The following is a 17,546-nucleotide window of genomic DNA, read 5'->3' as shown; positions in this document are numbered from 1 at the left end:
GGAGGTCCCATAAAGCTGGTGGTAAGAGGCCACTTCCATTTATGAAATTTAATGTCTGTGATCCGGCCCTGTAATTTGTGATTTGGATTTTGTTAACAATTGCCGCGATTAGTTATTTTTTATTTATACCCTCAAAAAAACGTATAGCCATTAGAGTGATTAACATTTACTTCATTCAAACAATATTCAACAATATAAACAGTCAATAAAAATATTATTGCCAACATTTGGTGTGTTACAGCATCATTTTTAGGGTAAAAAGGAAATTAAGGTGGTACACCTTGACGGCATCTCAACCCCAAGATAACCATTAAAAGCCTTCACGATTTGCATTCTCGAACATTCACATGACAATCTTTTACAATAAGCGTATGGTTTCTACCATGCGCTTCTTTTTTTTAGCTATTAGCTATTAGCGGTTAGCTTTTAGGAAAATGCGAGATTTTTTAGTGTTTAAGTGAATGGGTTATTTTGGTTTTTACTAACAGCTAATGGCTAACAGCTAATAGCTGTTTTTTGTACCTTCGCGGCATGTTTACACAATTGTGCAATAAGATATTTAACCAGAGTATCGCGGCCTACCACGAGCATAACGATGTGCATCAGGCCATTTCCAATCCTTATGAAAAGAGCAGCATTGAGCACCTGCTTTTCCTGAAAAACTGGATAGACACGGTGCAGTGGCACCTGGAAGATATTATCCGTGATCCGAAAATAGACCCGGTGGAAGCCCTGGGCATTAAGCGCTGGATAGACCGTTCCAACCAGGAGCGTACCGATGTGGTGGAGTATATCGACAGCTATTTCCTGGAAAAATACAGTAAAGTAGTACCGGTGGCGGATGCCAGCATTAATACGGAAAGTCCGGCCTGGGCTATAGACCGTTTGTCTATCCTGGCGCTGAAGATTTATCATATGCAGGAGGAGGCCAATCGTGTTGATGCAACGCCGGAGCACCGGGCTGCCTGTCAGAAGAAACTGGACATCCTGCTGGAACAGCAACAGGACCTGGGAACAGCCATAGAGGCGTTACTGGCAGATATTGAAGCAGGTAAAAAGTTCATGAAGGTATATAAGCAGATGAAAATGTATAATGATCCTTCGCTGAACCCTGTTTTATACAAAACTGAAAAATAAACTGGCAATCATTGGGCACTGTTAAAACGATACTGGTTACCCGGTTGTCGGCCATGGGCGACGTAGCCATGACCATCCCGGTGATGAAGCAGGTGCTGGAAGATAATCCGGAAGTGGAGATTGTTTTTGTGACCAACCGCAACTGGGGTGCTTTGTGCGCTGACATTCCCCGGCTTACTTTTTTTCCGGCAGATGTAAAAGGCATACATAAAGGAGTAAAAGGACTATACCGTTTATTCCGTGAAGTTAAAAAAGCACACCACATTCATGCCGTAGCCGATTTGCACAATGTATTGCGTTCTAAGATAATACGCAGCTTTTTCCGGCTTACCGGTACCCCGGTAGCGTCGATTGATAAAGGACGTGCAGAAAAAAAAGCGCTGACAAGAAAGGAGAACAAGGTATTACGGCCACTTACCAGCACTATTGAACGGTATGCCGTGGTTTTCCGGCAGTTGGGCTTTCATTGTGAAATGGGCCATAAACCCGTTTTTCCGCCCCGTGCCTTAACAGCATCCATCACTGCGGTCACTGGTGCCAAAGACACCGGAAAGTGGATTGGAATGGCTCCTTTTGCCACTTACCGGGAAAAGATGTACCCGCTGGAGAAAATGGCTGATGTGCTGGAGATGTTACTACAGGAACCTAATCACCGGGTTTTACTGATGGGAGGGGGAAAACAGGAGGTGGCGCTGCTAACCGAATTGCAGGCTAAATATCCACAAGCCATACTGGTAGCGGGCCGCTTTACGCTGTTGGAAGAAATGGCGATTATCAGCCAGCTGGATGTTATGATCAGCATGGATTCTGCTAATATGCACCTGGCTTCCCTGTTTGGGGTGCCCGTGGTATCTGTATGGGGGGCTACCCATCCCTTTGCCGGCTTTATGGGCTATGCACAACCGGTGGACCTTGCGGTACAAATCAATGACCTTAGTTGCCGCCCCTGCTCTGTTTTCGGGAATAAACCCTGTTTCAGGGGAGATCACGCCTGTATGGAATGGATAAAACCGGAACAGATAAGCGAAAAAGTAAATAAGTTGCCGTGATCCGCCGGATGGTTGAAATTGAATAGGCTTTACTGTAGCGGATCTCGAAGGATATTTAAAAAATATTGCAAGTTTTTTTTGCAGAAATAAAAAAAGTTATACTTTTGCCATCCCAAACAACAAAGGGTATTGCCCAATAGTATAATGGTAGTACGACAGATTTTGGTTCTGTTTGTCTTGGTTCGAATCCAGGTTGGGCAACTACTAAAAAAGAGAATGGAATTTTTCCATTCTCTTTTTTTTTCTGGTAGATGGAAAAATCAGCACAACATTTTTCATTATTTAACCATTAGCTCCATCAACCACTTTCGCCAATCTTCCGCTACTTTATTCCAGTTGAAAACATCGTAGTTGATGCTACCATCCTCCTTTACCGGGAAATAGTTATGTTCTGTTCCTATATATGTTTTGAAGGTAAAATTCCTGCTTCCCGTTCTAATGGTCTCCACCCTTAAATAATCATTAAATGGCGCGCCGGCATCCCTGGAACCATAAGTTACCAAAACTGGGATTTTAAGCCTGTTAAGATAGTTGACAGGTGGTATGGAGAATTGGTAGGTCGTTTTATAAGGGTCACCAGACAGTGTTTCCATACTTTCCCGGTGTGCTACAATATTTTCCCAGTTACTTATTTCGTCTTCTGCTGCACTCACACTGTCTTTCTCTGCTTTCCTGCTGCGCTCAATGATGGTCATTATCCGCCCCATTGGATTACCTGCCGAATATATTAATGCAGTAACTGCCGGAGTAGCCATGGCTAATTTTGCCGCAATGGTACTTCCTTCTGAATGCCCTGCTACAATGAGTTGTTTTTTCGAAATCCAGTTTTGCTTTTGTAAGAAGAGAAGGACCTGTTTATTCCTATCAACATAATATTCCAGCAGGTTGCGGTCAAGGTATTTTCGTGGGTACTTCCGGGTACTGTCGCTATAAGTCAAATCAGGGTTCAATTGCTCCTGATTCATCATCAATGGAACATATGGTTTACTGATAATAGCGAGATGATATTTTTCGCACAAACTATCGGTGTTAAAAGGAAATACGCTATAAATACCATTCTCCTTAGTTTTATCATAGACAATGATCAGCGGGATAGGTAAACTACCCTGGCAAAAAAGAAATAAGGGTTTCGTTTTTGTTTCTTCTCCTTTCTTCGACTTTATTAAGATATCAACGGTATCTCCTTTGAAAATTGTTTGCAGATGTCTGAAACCATAGTATGCCGGATGATTATTTTGTCCATACAACAGGTAGGAAAAAAGAATAAGGATTAAACACGGTAATTTCCTGATAAACTGTTTGAAGACAATTGGGTTCATGTTGTTAGGATAGGGGTTAATGATGCCAGCGTTACTGGCATCATCTCCTACAGATATCCAAAAATAAAAATCCTCACGGAATCACCTTCATCTTTTTAAAATTGTCGAAGATTTCCATAAACATCCTTTCTGTATCCACAAATTCCTGGAACCCCGCTCTGCGGGCTTTGGAGCCATCAGCAAAGAAGTCGTAGTCCCAGGAGAACACGAAGTCTCCGAATTTCCAGGAAGACACTTCTTCATAGCCATATTGTAATCCGTATTTTTCCATCATGTTATTCCATAGCGGGGCTTTATCGGCCATTACTTCTGCCAGTGGTATGGGGAGCGGATCTGCCACTTCCATATCAAAATAGCGGGCAATGCGTGGCCAGAGATCGGACCAGCGAAACAGGTCGCCGTTGTTGATGTTGAAGGCGTTGTTTGCGCCGGCATCGCTGGTGGCGGCCCAGGTGGTGGCTTTGGCCAGCAGGTTGGCATCGGTCATTTCCATCAGCGTATGATAGGCGCCTGGTTTACCGGGAAAACGGAGCGGCAGTCCCAGCTCTTTGGAAATAGCAGCGTATACAGCTATGACCATGGCGAGGTTCATGGGGTTGCCCAGTGCAAATCCACCTACTACAGAAGGACGTATGGCCGACCAGGTCCAGGATTTTCCGCTTTGTTGTTGCTCCAGGAAATGTTGTTGCGACATATTGAATTCCGGTGGCATAAAGGTACCGGCATCTGATTCCCGCGCAGGTGTTTTAAATGGGCCGAGGTGTGCGCCATATACTTTGTAGCCCTGCATGAGGCTAATATGTTGTAGTTGGGTAGCTATAGGTTCCACTACTGTTACTACATTCTGCAACATGGTCATATTAGGTGCCACCAGTGCGGCCCAGCTGCCGGCATCCTGGTAGGCAGCATAAAATATATGCGTGACAGTGGTGAGATGACCGAGTTTTTGTTGGGTATCTTCCCGGTTCATCAGGTCTACGGCGATGTGTTTTACGTGAGGTCTGTCTTCGCCACCTCTTCTCGACAGGCCAATGATCTCCCACTGCTGCTGTGTTTCCAGGTATGTGGATAAGTTACGTCCTATTACGCCCTGTGCGCCTACTATCAGCGCTACTTTCCGATTATTATGTTGTTCCATATTACTGTTGTATTTTTAGTATTGATTTTGATAACACAAAGATCGCGGGCGGGGACTTTACCGGGCTTGTACATCGCGGTGGATAATTGGTATATTTCAACGAATGAAGAGATACATACAACTGGAGTACCTGAAGGTGTCGCACTTTACTGCTACGGAATGGCAACATCCGGTGCACAACCACAATCATTTTGAATTGATTTTTATTCATAGCGGAAGTGGTACACATTGTATATCTGGTGTGGATTATCCTTATACGGGCCCTTGTCTTTTTTTGCTGGCTCCCTGCGATGCGCATCATTTCGATATCACTACCGCTACTACGTTTACGTTTATTAAGTTTACCAATGTATATCTGCAGGGTAGCGGGCATATGCGGTTAGAACAACACTGGAACCAGGAACTGGACCGGTTATTATTGCAGGCGCGGGAGCAAAGAGTATTTACTTCAGCTGCTGCGGGTATGGAGCCGTTGGTGCAATTGATCAGCAGTGAATGGAAGGCGGCTGCCGGTGAAAACAGTGACACCATTTTCTTCCTGTTGCAGGCATTGTTTGCGAAAATTAAAAAGGCAGCCAACGAAGTGTTAACACCCGCGGGTACTGCCAGTGGCGCCCGGGTAACGGCTATTCTGCATCATATTCATGAACATATCCACCAAACCGGTGAAGTGCAGATAGAACAGTTGGCGGCTATTTTCGGTTACTCCAAACATTATCTCGGTGCTTTCTTTAAAGAGCAAACCGGGAATACCCTGCGGGAATATGTGAACCAGTATAAACTGCATTTGCTGGAAAACAGGTTGCACTACAGTACTTTTTCTTTGAAAGAAATTAGCCACGAACTGGGATTCAATGACCAGAGCCACCTGAATAAATTCTTCCGGAAGCATCATGGTATCAGTCCTTCCGCTTACCGGGAACAGGTACAGGCATCTCCGGAAATTCGCCACTAAAGCGGGCGGGACAGTTCGTTTGTCTTTTTACTTTCACTTTTATACGAATACTAATTTACCCCCTCTTTTAAACGATTTACTCCCCCGGTGTACTACCGGAACACCCCTATATTGCCGGCGTTATTCCACAGAAGACTGATATCATTAACCCTTCCTTTTCACGTTTAAAAAGCAATTCATCATGAAACGATTACTATTCTATCTCCCGTTGATCGTCATTTTTGCTGGCTGTACAAAGAACATGAAAGAAAATTTAGTTACAAAAGTGACCGGAGATAAAGCGGTGATGGCGAATGCGTCACTGCAGGCAGTTTCTTCCGACTTCAGGGGGATGAACTGGGCCGATCCTGCAGACAACTTTAAGGACGACTGGGTAGTTCCCACCGGACTGAGTTCATCCGACAGCTATGCCACCACGGCAACCAAAGCGATTAATATTGTTAATGCCTTTAAACAAAGAGGCGCCAATACCATTCGTATCCCCATCAATCCACCTACCGCTTCCCAAAACTGGTGGAACAGTTATATTGGCGCTATTGACACTGCTGCCAGCAGTGGTATGAAAGTAATCATCGCTTATTGGGAGGCGGCCAGTTCCCGCGATGGTGTAGTGGACAATTTAACCGAATTCTGGGCCATGTGGCAAACAGTGGTAAACAGATACAGTGGCAATGGTAACGTTTATTTCGAGGTGTTTAATGAACCTCATGGGTATAATTTAACGAATCTGAATAATTTGTATGCAGACTGGCTTACCCATTATCCGAATGTGCCTAAAGGCCGGATCCTGCTGGATGGCGCCGGATTTGCCTCTGATGTAAACGGCGTAGGGGCAGATAGCCGGTTTAGTACCTGCTTATTGTCTTTCCATGATTATACCTGGTTTGATAACTCCAAGCACACCAGCGCGGACTGGGAAACTGCCATCACAACTATTGCTTACCCCGATAGAACCGTGGTGACAGAGTTTGGTATTCCTATGACAACCGGGGTGGATTACCTGGCCGCACCAGGCACCAATGTGGATGCTACTTACTACCAGGGGATGACCAACGGTATCCATAACCGGGGGATGGGCTGTGTGTATTGGCCGGGGTTAAGGGACGGCGATTATTACGCCGTAACGGCCCTCAGTGGCAGCACGGTTACTACTACCAATGCTTCCGGTCTGGCCCGTTTGCAGTATGCCTGGGGACTGACTAACATTACGCAACCTGCCGCTACTTTTGATGGCAATGCATGGTATAAGATTATTTGCGCACAAAGCGGAAAGGCGCTGGATGTATACAACAGCTCCACCAGCAATGGTGGAACTATTGACCAGTGGGCCTATTGGGGTGGCAATAACCAACAATGGAAAATGGGCAGCCTGGGCAGCGGACAGTTTAGTATTACCAACCGTAACAGTAATAAATCGCTGGATACCCCCTCCAATAACGCCGGTACGGGTATTATTCAGTGGGATTTCTGGGGTGGTATCAATCAACAATGGAACATCGTAGATATAGGTTTTGGTTATTACCAGGTGTTGAATGTAAGTAGTGGAATGTCGTTGGATGTAAATGGTGCTTCAACGGCCAATGGCGCCAGTATCATTCAATGGTACTGGAATGCAGGCGGTAATCAGCAATGGCAGATTGTAAAATTATAAGAGAACATATCAGTTTTGTGGAATAGCAGAAAGCATAAAGCATAAAGCAAAAAGCTATTATAGCGAGTGATTACCCGCTATAATAGCTTTTTGCTTTATGCTTTATGCTTTCTGCTATTTATAGTATATTACGGTTTGCACATGCAACAACCTATAGATAACTGTCAATTATGGAACACCTGCTCACGGTAGATTCGCTGATTAGTCTTTTGACACTGACTGTACTGGAAATAGTATTGGGGATCGATAATATTGTATTTATTTCGATCCTGGCGGGGAAACTACCGCTGGATAAGCAAAAGAGAGCCCGTCGCCTGGGATTGGGACTGGCGATGTTTGTCCGCATTTTATTATTGCTTTCTATTAGCTGGATCATGTCATTAACCAAGCCGCTGTTTAATGTAGGAGAGTGGATTGGATTGCAAAATCCGGATTGGCTGGAGAAGTCCGCCATTTCCGGCAGGGATCTTATTTTGCTGATTGGGGGATTATTCCTGATTTATAAAAGCACCGCAGAAATTCATGAGAAACTGGAGGGAGGAGAACATGGTAATGCTAATGCCAAAGCCCTGCGCTTTGGACAGGTGATTGTGCAAATACTATTGCTCGATATTGTGTTTTCACTGGATTCTGTGATTACCGCCGTGGGCATGGCCGATCATGTGGAAATCATGATAGCTGCGGTTGTTATTGCGGTAGGTGTGATGATGCTGGCATCTGAATCAATTAGTCATTTTGTGAATAAACATCCAACAGTGAAAATGCTGGCGCTGTCGTTCCTGCTCCTCATTGGCGTTTCATTGATTGCGGAAAGCTTTGATCAACATATTCCTAAAGGCTATATTTATTTTGCGATGGCGTTTTCCGTATTCATTGAGGTGCTCAACCTGAAAATGAGAGCGCGTTCGGAAAAGCCGGTAAAGCTGCATCAGCCTGAATTGCCGGATAGTGAACAATAAGGTATTTATCTTCCGAAAAATAAAACAATAACGGAAAAGGGTATACGTTTTATCTACAGCGCAATTGCCATCTGTCTAAAATCATATACATTATTTTTGATGCAGATATCAATATACAGTTAACCATGGTAGCCGGAAAAGTTGTGCATTGTATGTAAGAAATGGGATAGCTTTGCCCCAAATTAATTGTCATGAATTTTTACACCCGGAAATGGGTAAAGCCCGAGGACTTAAATGCACACGGTACTTTATTTGGTGGTAGTTTGCTACGTTGGATTGATGAAGAAGCAGCTATTTATTCTATTATTCAGCTGGGCACCAATCGTTGTGTAACCAAGTACATGTCTGAAATCAACTTCATCAACTCTGCCCGGCAGGGAGATATTGTGGAATTGGGTATCAAAGCCACTCATTTCGGTCGCACTTCTTTAACACTGACTTGCCAGGTGAGAAATAAGATTACGCAGAAAACTATTCTGACCGTCGATAAAATGGTGTTTGTAAGCGTGGATGAACACGGCAAACCTGTGCCACACGGCCGTACTGAAATCACGTATACGGATGAACGACTGAGAGAAGAATAGCTTTATATTTTCAGTCCGCCGAACATACTGAACAAAATAATTCCCAGCACTATCGTGGTAATTACCACATACAGTTTATCTTTTTCCAGTGCGAAAGCGATGAGGGAAAAAAAGATGCGGAGAATAGGAGTGGCCAGTAATACCAGTACGCCCAGTTGTATAATTTCTGTGGCGTTACCCGTAGCTACGCCATGAAATATGCCGGTGAAGGAAGTATAGTCCGCGCCTTCTCCCCTGAACACACTATAATCCGGAATGCTGGCGGCGCCCTGCTGTACCAGGTATAAAAGACCTCCCAGCAAAGCTATGCTGCTGGCGGTGATTACGCCGGTTCTCAATACCTGGCCAATGAATAATTCAATATCGCGGTCGCCCAATAATTTTTTTAATGGCTTCATATCACTGTTGTTAAAACTGATGATGTAATCCGTTATAGATCATTTCTATGGCCACAAACGTAATGGCGATACCGAAGATGATCCGTAACGTGGTAGGATTAATGAGGGTGAGTATCCTGGCCCCGGTGAAGGCGCCGCCCAGCACGCCCAGTATTACCGGGAATGCAATCCCCGGATCTATATAACCTCTTTGCAGGTATACCACGGCGCTGGCTGCCGCTGTAACACCAATCATGAAATTGCTGGTAGTAGTGCTCACTTTAAATGGAATGCGCATGGTGCTGTCCATTGCCAGTACTTTTAAGGCGCCGGAGCCAATGCCGAGTAAGCCGGACAGGACGCCTGCCACCAGCATGATAGAGAATCCTCCGCCTACATTTTTCAGTTTATAGCTGACTACTCCGGTGGGAGTAGGGTAGCTGCTGTTTAATTTTAATAAGTAAGACAGTTTACTCCCTGTTTCTTCTGCGTGTACATTTTTTTTGCGGATGGTCATCGCAGCAGAAAAGATCAGTACAACGCCCAGCAGAATGGCAATGGCGTTGACCGGCATAAAAATAGCGATGAGAGCGCCGCCTACTGCGCCTGCGGTGGTGGCTATTTCCAGGAACATACCCAGTCTTATATTGGTAATACCTTCTTTTATATAAGCGGTGGCAGCGCCGGAGGAGTTGGCGATAGAGGCCAGCAGTGCGGTGCCTATAGCATAGCGGATATCCACATGAAATACCAGGGTTAACAAAGGAATCAGGATCACGCCTCCACCCAGCCCCGTGATGGAGCCGAGCAGTCCTGCCATGTACGCGCTTCCTAGCAGGATCACACTAAAAATCAAAATATTCATCTCTCAAAAATTTAATAATTGTTGTCCAGGATATCTTCCATCACTTGGCGGGCTAGTTTGGCGTTGCCGCTTTTGATGGCTTTATAAAGTGCCTCATGTAGATGATGACTGATGGCGAAATGGCTAATGCTTTGGGTATCGCGTTTGGTGAAGAAGTCGCGGATTACCACGGTGAAGCTGCGGAACAGATCGGCCAGTACATTGTTACCGGAAGCTTTGGCAACGGCGATATGAAAGGCGATGTCAGCATCCAGGCATTGTTGGTACTGTTGTTCCAGGATGGCTTTTTTCCGTTGTTCCAAAAGATTTTTCAGTTCATGGATATCTTCTTTGGTGTGGTTTTCGGCGGCCAGCTTTACGATTTCGTAGTCCAGCATGCGTCTTACCTGGTTAATTTCTTCGAAGTCGGCGCGGCGGAGGCGCTGGTCCAGCGATTCCGCTTTGATGGTTTCATTCACAAAGGTGCCGGCTCCCTGCTGTACCCGGAGTACGCCGGACATGGCGAGGGTTTTGATGGCTTCCCGGATGGTGGAGCGGCCTACGGCATATTGTACCATTAGTTCCGGTTCTGCCGGTATTTTTTGCCCGGGTTTATATTTCCCCTGGGAGATATCTTTCTGGATGGCGTTGATCACGCGATCGGATAATTTGGAGGTGGGTTCCATTTTCCTTGTTTTGCTGCACAAAGGTATGATGTTTATTTAAACATCAGATGTTTTATTTTTGAATTACGAATTACGGATTTGCGGGAAGATGGTAAACGCGAATTGATATTCGCTATTATCTTCCTACAAATCCGTAATTCGTAATTTGTAATTCTTGTGTGTTTGGGATAACTAACAAAAGAGGAAAGGCCGTATTTATGCGATGTTAAGTTCAGGTGTAGGATGCCGGTTTTTCAAATTTTCCATATGGCGCCTTTTTTTATGAACTCTGATGCAAAAATACAGTACAGTGGCGGATTGCAGGTGTTTTGTATATCTACAACGTTACTACAGGGCCGTATTTTTTATATCTACAAAACAACTACAAATAGTATTTTTGCGGGATGAACCATATTGGAAAGGGGCTGGTATTTTTGTTATGTGCCATTGTTAGCCTGGTATCTAGTATTACATTATCTGCCAAAACGGTGGCGGATTCTTTGAAGCGGGTGTTAACTCAACCCGGGCTCACCGCGGAGGAGCAGGTATTAACAAGACTGAAATTAAGTCGTGCTTTATTGAGCTATGATCAGAAACAGGCGCTTGCCAATGCCCAGGTGGCGTTGTCGATGAGTCGTTCTATGAAGGATAGTAAGTATGCCGCACAATGTCATTCATCGTTAGTGTCTTTAATGTTTGGACAGGAAGAGGTGAAGAAAGTGCAGCAGCAACTGGACTCCGCCTTCCTGTTGGCAGAACAATCCGGGGATCCGCTCACCATGGAAAATGTGTGGTACCGGAAAGGCTGGCTGGAAAACAGGATAGGTAAGCCACATGATGCGGTGAAAAGTTTTCAACAGGCCTTAAAATATGGAGCGGGGCAGCCTGCCAATAGCCTGGAGACAAGCATCCTGTATAATCTTTCTGCTATTTATGCCGACTGGGACGACCTGGAAAACCAGTCGCGCTACGCCTTTGCGACCCTCGATGCAGCCAAGCGTTTCCCTGATCCGGATGATCAGTGCAATGCCTACCAGGCTGTAGCTGGTAGTTATGAACATCGTTTTGCCAGCGATACCAGTGCCCGGCAGTTGTTGGATTCGTCTTTGTATTATAACCGGGCTGCCATCCAGTATTATCAGCAGCATAAAAATCAGATTAGTTTCCCGAGCATATTGGGGTTGGTAGCGTTGAATACGGCTAACCTGTATGCGGAATATTTTCCCCGTAGTTACCGCGATTCTGCGCTGAACTACCTGCATATTTCCCTGGAAATAGGCGTGGCTACTAACCAGCAGGAAGTCATTGCCAGCAGCTATGGCATGATGAGTAACTTTGAAATGGAGGACGGTCATTATGACCGTGCGTCCCATCTTTTAATGGGGGCGCTGGAAACCCTGCTGCGTTCTACATCTCCCGACAACAATGTAATGGCCCACGTGATGGGCTCTTTGTCGGAGGTATTCGAAAAAAAGGGAGACCTGCGCGGCGCCCTGGACTATTCCCGTGAGTATATTAAATATTATACCGCTGCTTTCAATGCAGAGAAAATGTCGATTGCCAAAAAGCTGGAAGCCCAGTACCAGTCGCAGCAAAGAGAGCAGGCATTGACCGCCTTACAGGAAAAAGCTGCCTTCAATAAAAAGTTGAATATCGTATATGTGATCGGGATAGTAGCTTGTATACTGGCGCTGGTATTTCTTTTCCGCGCCTATCACTTCCGCTTGAAAGCGACTATGCAGCAGCAAACTTTATTGGAAAAGGAAAAACAGGATGCCGTGTTGCAGGTGCGGTTGAAGGAAGAAGAGGCGAGGGTATTGGCATTGGAGAAGCAGGAAGCGGCGTTGCAGGCGCGGTTGCAAACAGAGGAAGCGGCGCGTTTACAGGCCGAGCAGGAATTGATGCAGGCGCAAAAAGAGCAGTTGCAGAGAGATTTGCTGGCCGGTACTTTGCAGGTAGAGCAAAAGAATGAGCTGCTGCAAACCTTGCAGGATAAGCTATCGGAGAAATCGGGCGATCGTAACTTGGTGGGGCAAATTAACCGCATGATAGATCAGCACCGGCGTATGGATGAAGATTTCGAGACGGCTAAAACAGAGCTGGAAAATATTCATCCTGAATTTTTCAGCCGCTTGCAGGAGAAGGCGGGCAATAGCCTCACCCGACTGGATTTGAAGCATTGTTCTTATATTTCTATGGGATTATCTACCAAAGAAATTTCCTCGCGGATGGGCGTAGCGCCTAAGAGTATCCTGATGTCGCGGTACCGGATCAAGCAAAAGTTGGGGCTGGGGAAAGAAGAAGGACTGGATGCTTACCTGATGAGTATTGTACACTAATATAAAAAGAATGAGACTGGCTACAGCAGACAGTCTCATTCATGGGGTATAACATTTTGGGGCTTGGTTTTCACTAATCCCGGAGGAAAACAAACTTGTTCTCAAACATTTTTCCTATTACAGGAATCGGTTGTTGCGCGTTGTTGCTGGCGTTGATGATACCAAAAATCATGAACACCAATGGCAGTGCGCCTGCAATAGACAGTATGCCCGCCAGGGATGCTGGTAAAATTGATATCACAATTCCCAATACCACTCCCCATGCGATGCTGGCTATAATAAGTCCCAGCGCCTGTTCCAGGTGATAATTAACCAGGGAACTTTTTTCGTCTTTTCTTTTTACATAAGCAATGATCCATCCTATCAGGGTGATATAGGCAATCATAGCCCATTGATTTGCTTTCATAGTTGTTGTTGTTTTTGTGGTTTAACGATGTGATGCAAAAGTAGGAGGCGGGAATTGGAAAGATGAGAAACGCAGTACTACACGGTAACTACACTACGGAAAATGGACTACTACAAAATGACTACATCTATCTTTGTATATTATAAATCAAATAGTTATTTATGTTTAATATTTTGTATTTTATAAAGAAGCATACACAGCAGGTGTGCTGGTCATGGCACAATGATTGATGCGCAGCTGGTATGAAAAAAGCAATTATACCCTCCATGTTACAGGTAATTGGTTTAGGAATTGTGACCGGCATGCGTAGTGCGATGGGGCCGGCCTTCACCAGTTATGCCATGAACCAGCAACCCTCTGATAAATTACGGCGGTCGCCTTTAGGCTTTATGCAACAGCCCACCACTGCCCGGGTGTTGAAAACACTGGCAGCCGGAGAGCTGGTAGTAGATAAATCACCGGGCATTGGAAATCGTATAGCCGCTTCCGGTATTGCCGGCAGGGCACTTTCCGGGGCATTAACCGGGGCTACACTTTACCAGGCAAAAGGAGGCAAAGCCTGGAAGGGCGGGCTGATAGGAGCAGTGACCGCAGTAGCTGCCGCCTATATATTTTTCTATTTGCGACGGGAAACAGGGCGTAGGTACCAGGTCAAAGATGCAGCATTAGGGGGCGTAGAAGATGCTATGGCATTGGGTATTGCGTCAGTGTCTATCCGGAAGTAATTATTTTTTTGCAGAAATATTTTTCGCGGATGTTGTTTTATTTAAGAAAAAAACTACATTTGCATCCCGTTGAAACGGTGCCTAATAGTATAATGGTAGTACGACAGATTTTGGTTCTGTTTGTCTTGGTTCGAATCCAGGTTGGGCAACAAAGAAAGGACAAAGTGGAAGTAATTCCGTTTTGTCCTTTTTGTTTTAGTTTGTGTGAAGCGTTTAACCATTCCCGTTAGAAGTGATCAATTTGGTAAATATTGAGATAACAATCCTCCCCTTTAAGTAAGGGAAAATCATAGAACCTCATAGTTGTGCATTATGATTTTAAAACTTGGTTCGCGAGACACTTAGTTAAATTTTTTTTTTTAATTTAAATACTTACTATACATTTAATACATACTTATAGAGCAATGAAATTGTGTAAGTAAAAAGTTAACCTTAAGCATTTTTCGTAAGCTTATTACCTATTTGTAAATCCAATTCAAATGTCTGTGTTGTCAAATTAACAAGCAGCAATAGTCAATCAATAGTTTTCCATAGTTTTATCACCAAACCCAAATATTATATTTATGAAAATCATCAAGCTTTTGTTGCCCGCCACAGTATTGTTTTTGTTCGCTTGTCAAAAGGATCAGACAGAATTCTCATCAGTAAAAAAAGAAAATTCCAATTTGTCTACGTTAGAAAAAGATGGTGTTGCTACACCAGATACGGGAAAAGCTAATCAGAGAATGCTCTTAGCATATACTCCGGAAGAGTTGTCGCAGGTTTCTGCTACCTGGGGTGAACCTGGAGGTATTAATGCGACAGTTACGCCATTAAATGATTCAATTCTCCGTAGAACAAGGAATTGGGTAGTATTAAAAAGTCTCTGGAATGTTTGGAGTGTGCAAGCAACCCTTGAATGTACAGGGAATATTAGGACAGGAAAATTTATAAGTTATACGTCAAAAGGATCTTATCTCTCTGGTCCTTCGATGGCAGCTCTTTCCTGGCAAGAGATTTCTTCGACAGTATTTTTGAGTCAAGCGGAGTCAAACGTAAATGACTATAGATCGGGGTATATTGATGTGAAATGGGGAAAAACAGTACCCATCGAGCGTACTAAAGCATATAACTTCAATGCATTCTTTTTTCAAAATAATTGAGTCTAGTTCATTTTTTTGTTCTTAGTTTGATCAAAGAACTGTTTGACAGTCAATTTTTTGCAAAATTCATTCGCATGCATTTTTTAAATCTTATTGGGTTACTTGCTTTCATTTGGCTTCAAATTGGATGTTCTACGCCACAACCCACTCATGCTTTACAAGGAGATTTACAGCATGAAACTCCATCAGGTTCTCAAGTATTGTACGTATCATTCTTTGATCCGGACTCAGCGAAGTATTGCTCCATACCTGAACTACCTCCTCAGGTGTATTTATACTATGATAAATATATTGTGAATGAGGGTAGCCGCGTAGTTGATAAATCAATGACAAGCGTTGACTCTATTACTCATCAATTGGTTACTACCCGTAAAGTTTCCTATCCAATTGATTGGTACGATTTGATAGATTTAGGAAAGCGAAAATATACGCGTTATACTTCGTTCTCCGCGTCAGCAGTAAAAAGTAGAGAAGGTACTATCTCCAAAGAGGTTAATTGGAATGACTTTAATGATTTATCCCTGGGTATGTCAGTCGTGAAAGATTTGAGTGATACAGTAATTGACAGTAGGAGATTCAAGCGGGCATTGCTCAAATCAGACACCAATATTACACATTGTGTTGCATATTTTGAAAAGATAAAAATGGAATCTCCACTTCAAATAAGTAAAATGCTAAGTACAAAATATAATGCAACACTTGTGAAATTTGAAGTATTGAATCCCAATGGAAATCGTATGGTGTACGAAATGGTGTATAAACCAGGTAGCCTTACCAAGGAACAAAAAGAAGTAGTTACGCAATGGATTAAGAATGAGAATTAAATAGTTTGTTCGAATACATTGATAGAAAAGGGCAAAATGGAATCATACCATTTTGCCCTTTTTTTATTTTCAATAAGCTCAGTTTTTGAATCTTGAAAAGATCATTCTCCGCCAATTTTCATAGATTGATGAGCTGAAAACCTATTTAATCCTCAAAAACAATTGTAATGCGATACACATGGCTTTTCTCCGTGTTTTTTCTTTTTGTTATCTCATTCGCACAGGCTCAACAAACCAACATTCAGGTCCTTCCAGGTATCCGGATTCCCATTACTGATAGTGTAGTGAAAGCACAACTTTTCAATGACCTGAATGACTTCCTGGCGCAGAAAAACAAACCGGTAGATAGTAATACCCGCGTTGCGCTGGAATATGCGCTGGAAACAGCAGCTTTGCTGGATGAATTAAACGGCATCGAGAAAAGCGCTAAGTATAAGAACGAGTATTTTTATCGTTGTTATCTGAATAATCTCATCGTGCAAAGTGATGGTCTGGTTTCTATTCAGTTTTCCTATAGAGCAGTATACGACAGTACCCCTTTATTAAGAGCAAGCTTTCACCTTCTGGCAAAGAAAACTGGTGCTAACTATTACTTTTATTCACCATTATCGCAATTGACCAAATCCTGGAAAATCAGTCAAATAGGTAATGTTACTTTCCACTACAAGGATCGGTTAAACGAAAAAAGAGCCGCTGTGTATGCGCAAAAATTAAAATCTTTTGATGCAAAGCTGGAACTTTCCGGTTGTACCACTGAATTTTATTGTTGCGATAATTTCAATGAAGCGCAGCAGCTGATCGGCCTGCAATACAAGGCGGATTACAGTGGAATTGCTTTTAACTCATTAAGTGCTTCTCATGGACATAAAAGCATTTGTGTAGCCGGTGCTGATAATAAGGATGGATTTAATGAGGTGGATATCCACGATCTGTGGCACGACAGGCTACATAGCAAGGTATCTGTGGAAAAGATTAATCGCCCGGTAGATGAAGGATGCGCTTATTTATACGGTGGTAGTTGGGGTATTCCCTGGCCGAAGATTATGGATATAGTTAAACGTTATGCAGCGGCCCACCCGGACGCTAATTGGTTTAATTTGTATAATGAGTCGTATAATTTTTCAGAAGACACCCAGCGTCCTTTGAAAGCTGATTTTGCGATCAATGCGTTAATTGTTAAAATGATAGAGGCGGAAAAAGGGTTTCCGAAAGTGCTGGAATTATTATGCTGCGGAAAGCTGGAAGTGGGAAATGAAAATTACTTCCGGACTTTGGCAGGTATAACAGGGATTACTAAAGAAAAATTTAATGAGCAAGTGACGGCGTTGATTGCCGGTGTCCGGCAGCAATAAAAGAACCGCTACAAGTATTCCCTGTAGCGGTTCTTTTATTAGGTAGTAGTTTACCGGGAAACCTTGCTTTGAAGTCCGTC

At 43.7% G+C, this 17,546-nt stretch carries 17 protein-coding genes and 2 tRNA genes; 13 read left to right on the top strand and 6 right to left on the bottom strand.

The features are described from left to right. The first annotated feature begins 531 nt into the window (after nucleotides 1-531). From AC5ZC7_RS24250 to AC5ZC7_RS24240, 3 genes are all read left to right on the top strand, one after another. The gene (locus AC5ZC7_RS24250) at nucleotides 532-1,137 is read left to right on the top strand and encodes a DUF4254 domain-containing protein (protein WP_496158447.1); all 606 of its coding nucleotides are present in this window, start codon (nucleotides 532-534) and stop codon (nucleotides 1,135-1,137) included. An 11-nt stretch (nucleotides 1,138-1,148) separates the two neighbouring features. Then, complete coding sequence (locus AC5ZC7_RS24245; RefSeq protein ID WP_496158448.1) at nucleotides 1,149-2,186, top strand: glycosyltransferase family 9 protein; 1,038 nt, start codon at nucleotides 1,149-1,151, stop codon at nucleotides 2,184-2,186. Between the two features lie 130 nt (nucleotides 2,187-2,316). Further along, nucleotides 2,317-2,387: transfer RNA gene (locus AC5ZC7_RS24240), tRNA-Gln, on the top strand. 77 nt (nucleotides 2,388-2,464) lie between these two features. Here the strand turns inward: AC5ZC7_RS24240 and AC5ZC7_RS24235 are convergent. Next, complete coding sequence (locus AC5ZC7_RS24235; protein ID WP_496158449.1) at nucleotides 2,465-3,505, bottom strand: hypothetical protein; 1,041 nt, start codon at nucleotides 3,503-3,505, stop codon at nucleotides 2,465-2,467. Between the two features lie 73 nt (nucleotides 3,506-3,578). After that, nucleotides 3,579-4,643: an NAD-dependent epimerase/dehydratase family protein gene (locus AC5ZC7_RS24230; RefSeq protein WP_496158450.1), complete on the bottom strand. Its 1,065-nt coding sequence runs from the start codon at nucleotides 4,641-4,643 to the stop codon at nucleotides 3,579-3,581. 103 nt (nucleotides 4,644-4,746) lie between these two features. Between AC5ZC7_RS24230 and AC5ZC7_RS24225 the strand changes: the two genes are divergently transcribed. The 4 genes from AC5ZC7_RS24225 to AC5ZC7_RS24210 all read left to right on the top strand — a co-directional run bounded on the left by AC5ZC7_RS24225 (nucleotide 4,747) and on the right by AC5ZC7_RS24210 (nucleotide 8,792). Then, entirely contained in the window at nucleotides 4,747-5,598 is an 852-nt protein-coding gene (locus AC5ZC7_RS24225) for a helix-turn-helix domain-containing protein (protein WP_496158451.1), read from the top strand. Between the two features lie 181 nt (nucleotides 5,599-5,779). Then, nucleotides 5,780-7,249 (top strand): RICIN domain-containing protein, encoded by a 1,470-nt coding sequence (locus tag AC5ZC7_RS24220; RefSeq protein WP_496158452.1) that lies wholly within the window; start codon nucleotides 5,780-5,782, stop codon nucleotides 7,247-7,249. A gap of 170 nt (nucleotides 7,250-7,419) precedes the next feature. Then, entirely contained in the window at nucleotides 7,420-8,208 is a 789-nt protein-coding gene (locus tag AC5ZC7_RS24215; RefSeq protein WP_496158453.1) for a TerC family protein, read from the top strand. A gap of 191 nt (nucleotides 8,209-8,399) precedes the next feature. Then, nucleotides 8,400-8,792, top strand: a complete 393-nt coding sequence (locus tag AC5ZC7_RS24210) for a hotdog domain-containing protein (protein ID WP_496158454.1) — start codon at nucleotides 8,400-8,402, stop codon at nucleotides 8,790-8,792. A 2-nt stretch (nucleotides 8,793-8,794) separates the two neighbouring features. Here the strand turns inward: AC5ZC7_RS24210 and AC5ZC7_RS24205 are convergent, their stop codons facing one another. From AC5ZC7_RS24205 to AC5ZC7_RS24195, 3 genes are read right to left on the bottom strand one after another with little or no spacing between them, the layout of a single operon-like run. Further along, nucleotides 8,795-9,190, bottom strand: a complete 396-nt coding sequence (locus AC5ZC7_RS24205) for a DUF1634 domain-containing protein (protein ID WP_496158455.1) — start codon at nucleotides 9,188-9,190, stop codon at nucleotides 8,795-8,797. 10 nt (nucleotides 9,191-9,200) lie between these two features. Further along, nucleotides 9,201-10,034 carry a TSUP family transporter gene (locus tag AC5ZC7_RS24200; protein WP_496158456.1) on the bottom strand — a complete coding sequence of 278 codons (834 nt, stop codon included), beginning with the start codon at nucleotides 10,032-10,034 and terminating at the stop codon, nucleotides 9,201-9,203. An 11-nt stretch (nucleotides 10,035-10,045) separates the two neighbouring features. Continuing rightward, the gene (locus AC5ZC7_RS24195; RefSeq protein ID WP_496158457.1) at nucleotides 10,046-10,699 is read right to left on the bottom strand and encodes an FCD domain-containing protein; all 654 of its coding nucleotides are present in this window, start codon (nucleotides 10,697-10,699) and stop codon (nucleotides 10,046-10,048) included. 383 nt (nucleotides 10,700-11,082) lie between these two features. Here AC5ZC7_RS24195 and AC5ZC7_RS24190 point away from each other — a divergent pair, with 383 nt between their 5' ends. Then, complete coding sequence (locus AC5ZC7_RS24190) at nucleotides 11,083-13,017, top strand: hypothetical protein (RefSeq protein ID WP_496158458.1); 1,935 nt, start codon at nucleotides 11,083-11,085, stop codon at nucleotides 13,015-13,017. Between the two features lie 73 nt (nucleotides 13,018-13,090). On the opposite strand, the gene AC5ZC7_RS24185 is transcribed toward AC5ZC7_RS24190, so the two are convergent. Continuing rightward, the gene (locus tag AC5ZC7_RS24185) at nucleotides 13,091-13,423 is read right to left on the bottom strand and encodes a magnetosome magnetite crystal formation protein family (RefSeq protein WP_496158459.1); all 333 of its coding nucleotides are present in this window, start codon (nucleotides 13,421-13,423) and stop codon (nucleotides 13,091-13,093) included. Between the two features lie 242 nt (nucleotides 13,424-13,665). Between AC5ZC7_RS24185 and AC5ZC7_RS24180 the strand changes: the two genes are divergently transcribed. The 5 genes from AC5ZC7_RS24180 to AC5ZC7_RS24160 all read left to right on the top strand — a co-directional run bounded on the left by AC5ZC7_RS24180 (nucleotide 13,666) and on the right by AC5ZC7_RS24160 (nucleotide 17,466). Beyond that, complete coding sequence (locus AC5ZC7_RS24180; RefSeq protein ID WP_496158460.1) at nucleotides 13,666-14,148, top strand: DUF4126 family protein; 483 nt, start codon at nucleotides 13,666-13,668, stop codon at nucleotides 14,146-14,148. A gap of 78 nt (nucleotides 14,149-14,226) precedes the next feature. After that, a tRNA-Gln gene (locus AC5ZC7_RS24175) sits at nucleotides 14,227-14,297 on the top strand. Nucleotides 14,298-14,711: 414 nt separating this feature from the next. Then, the gene (locus tag AC5ZC7_RS24170) at nucleotides 14,712-15,290 is read left to right on the top strand and encodes a hypothetical protein (protein ID WP_496158461.1); all 579 of its coding nucleotides are present in this window, start codon (nucleotides 14,712-14,714) and stop codon (nucleotides 15,288-15,290) included. A gap of 26 nt (nucleotides 15,291-15,316) precedes the next feature. Then, nucleotides 15,317-16,114 (top strand): hypothetical protein, encoded by a 798-nt coding sequence (locus AC5ZC7_RS24165; RefSeq protein ID WP_496158462.1) that lies wholly within the window; start codon nucleotides 15,317-15,319, stop codon nucleotides 16,112-16,114. Between the two features lie 167 nt (nucleotides 16,115-16,281). Beyond that, the gene (locus AC5ZC7_RS24160; RefSeq protein ID WP_496158463.1) at nucleotides 16,282-17,466 is read left to right on the top strand and encodes a hypothetical protein; all 1,185 of its coding nucleotides are present in this window, start codon (nucleotides 16,282-16,284) and stop codon (nucleotides 17,464-17,466) included. The last annotated feature ends 80 nt before the right edge of the window (nucleotides 17,467-17,546 follow it).

Source organism: Chitinophaga sp. 9-1-y, assembly GCF_059511905.2.
Note: the sequence above shows the minus strand (reverse complement) of the source record. Positions and strands in the feature narration are given on the sequence as shown.

Bases quoted from the DNA above. Each gene is read 5' to 3' on its own strand.
- AC5ZC7_RS24250 (WP_496158447.1), top strand. From the start codon at position 532: ATGTTTACACAATTGTGCAATAAGATATTTAACCAGAGTATCGCGGCC.
- AC5ZC7_RS24235 (WP_496158449.1), bottom strand. From the start codon at position 3,505: ATGAACCCAATTGTCTTCAAACAGTTTATCAGGAAATTACCGTGTTTA.
- AC5ZC7_RS24230 (WP_496158450.1), bottom strand. From the start codon at position 4,643: ATGGAACAACATAATAATCGGAAAGTAGCGCTGATAGTAGGCGCACAG.
- AC5ZC7_RS24225 (WP_496158451.1), top strand. From the start codon at position 4,747: ATGAAGAGATACATACAACTGGAGTACCTGAAGGTGTCGCACTTTACT.
- AC5ZC7_RS24220 (WP_496158452.1), top strand. From the start codon at position 5,780: ATGAAACGATTACTATTCTATCTCCCGTTGATCGTCATTTTTGCTGGC.
- AC5ZC7_RS24215 (WP_496158453.1), top strand. From the start codon at position 7,420: ATGGAACACCTGCTCACGGTAGATTCGCTGATTAGTCTTTTGACACTG.
- AC5ZC7_RS24210 (WP_496158454.1), top strand. From the start codon at position 8,400: ATGAATTTTTACACCCGGAAATGGGTAAAGCCCGAGGACTTAAATGCA.
- AC5ZC7_RS24205 (WP_496158455.1), bottom strand. From the start codon at position 9,190: ATGAAGCCATTAAAAAAATTATTGGGCGACCGCGATATTGAATTATTC.
- AC5ZC7_RS24200 (WP_496158456.1), bottom strand. From the start codon at position 10,034: ATGAATATTTTGATTTTTAGTGTGATCCTGCTAGGAAGCGCGTACATG.
- AC5ZC7_RS24195 (WP_496158457.1), bottom strand. From the start codon at position 10,699: ATGGAACCCACCTCCAAATTATCCGATCGCGTGATCAACGCCATCCAG.
- AC5ZC7_RS24190 (WP_496158458.1), top strand. From the start codon at position 11,083: ATGAACCATATTGGAAAGGGGCTGGTATTTTTGTTATGTGCCATTGTT.
- AC5ZC7_RS24185 (WP_496158459.1), bottom strand. From the start codon at position 13,423: ATGAAAGCAAATCAATGGGCTATGATTGCCTATATCACCCTGATAGGA.
- AC5ZC7_RS24180 (WP_496158460.1), top strand. From the start codon at position 13,666: ATGAAAAAAGCAATTATACCCTCCATGTTACAGGTAATTGGTTTAGGA.
- AC5ZC7_RS24170 (WP_496158461.1), top strand. From the start codon at position 14,712: ATGAAAATCATCAAGCTTTTGTTGCCCGCCACAGTATTGTTTTTGTTC.
- AC5ZC7_RS24160 (WP_496158463.1), top strand. From the start codon at position 16,282: ATGCGATACACATGGCTTTTCTCCGTGTTTTTTCTTTTTGTTATCTCA.